Here is a 1,532-nt window from a genome sequence, read left to right on the forward strand (position 1 = left end):
GTGAAAAAGTTTTTCCTAACTTTATTAAATGCTGTCGTCACTTTGTTTCTGCCCATGAACAACGTTTCTGTTTTCCTCTAGATACAGTAAGACGGCCTTCAGATTGGGAGAATGAAAAAAATAAAGCAGATACATCTGAAAGTAATAAAAATATTGATGGAAATAATAAAAATACTGATGGGAATAATAAAAATACTGATGGGAATAAGTATGGTCGTTATCCTAAAATATCCGATATTGAAGAAGTGGTTTATCCTGGTGTTCACTCTGATATTGGAGGAGGGTATGAAGTTGGCGATCAGGGTAAGGCATTTGAAGACCCTTCCATGTTAGTTTCACAAATCGTCTTACATGATCTCTATCTTTCGGCATTTCTTGTAGGATCACCATTAAATATAATAGGGGAATCACCAAAAAACAGAAGTGGTGATTATATGAGTGCAAGTATTACTAGAGAAGTTCAATCATTATTCAAGATAAACCCAATTCTAATTCAACGTTTTAATGCTTGGCGAAAAATTACATTAGGGTTACCACCAGTAGCTACTACTAATTTCTCAGGAAGCTTCAATGCTTGCCGTGCAAATATGTCATTAGAAAAAATCGTCGAAAAGCAGATGGCATGGATGACGGCTTGGCGTATTGATAGATATGCCGATATGAATCTTTTTAATCAAGATTTTTATAAAAATGCAGTCCAGCATGGTACTGAAAAGATAAAGACAGATAGAAAAGAATGGAAAGAAAAACAAGATGAAAAAGAAAAACAACAAAAAGAAAAAATAAAAAATGGTACAGACACCATTTCACCAGGAGATCTTGCAGGACCTCCGCATTATGAGCCCATGCTAGGTAAAACACAATTAAGAGAAGGCGCTGAAGAATTTAAAGCGGACTATTATGATGAACGAAGAGAAGTTCGAAATTGGAAACAATTTTCTATCGATAATTTACTAACAAATATAATGTGCTTATTAAATACTGACGATGAAAAATCTGAATATTTTTATATGAAAAAAAAGTGGTGATGATATTTAATAAAAAAGGTGATGGATTTCCTTTATTTAAAGAAAACAATACGCTAGATCCCGAGAAATTATTAACAAGAGATTTATTTGATAATCAACTTCATGATTCTCGTGCTTGGTTTATGCATGATGCATTACAATCTAGAGAACCTTGGGCAAGCTATTTTAGCTATCGAATGATTTATGCGGACAGTGAAACTAATAAATTTTTATCACCTGTTGCAATAGCAGGAAAAGTAATTGGCATAGCAACATTTGTTGGAGGTATGGCATATATGGTGAGACAAAAGAACATTAAAAATGGATTAGGTGTTTTTGCTGGCACATTGGGTGTTATGTCAATGGAATATGAAGTAGTAAATGCAATAACAGGATTAGCACTTCCCCTTAATCCTGAAGATGTTAAACCTACTAAAAATGCGGGCCCTGTACAATCAATTGCCATAGCTCAATCTATTGTTGAAAAAACAGAAGGTGTTATAAATAGTTTAACTCAAGTTATTG

The 1,532-nt window shown here is 33.6% G+C and carries 2 protein-coding genes; both read left to right on the forward strand.

The features are described from left to right. On the forward strand, positions 1–1,028 hold a 1,028-nt coding region (locus BHE89_RS16910), incomplete at its 5' end, for a T6SS phospholipase effector Tle1-like catalytic domain-containing protein (RefSeq protein WP_141008325.1). After that, a partial coding sequence (locus BHE89_RS16915; protein ID WP_458694236.1) for a T6SS phospholipase effector Tle1-like catalytic domain-containing protein occupies positions 1,028–1,532 on the forward strand: 505 nt, incomplete at its 3' end. The genes BHE89_RS16910 and BHE89_RS16915, both read left to right, overlap by 1 nt.

Source organism: Shigella sp. FC1967 (genome assembly GCF_001743005.1).
GTDB lineage: Bacteria > Pseudomonadota > Gammaproteobacteria > Enterobacterales > Enterobacteriaceae > Proteus.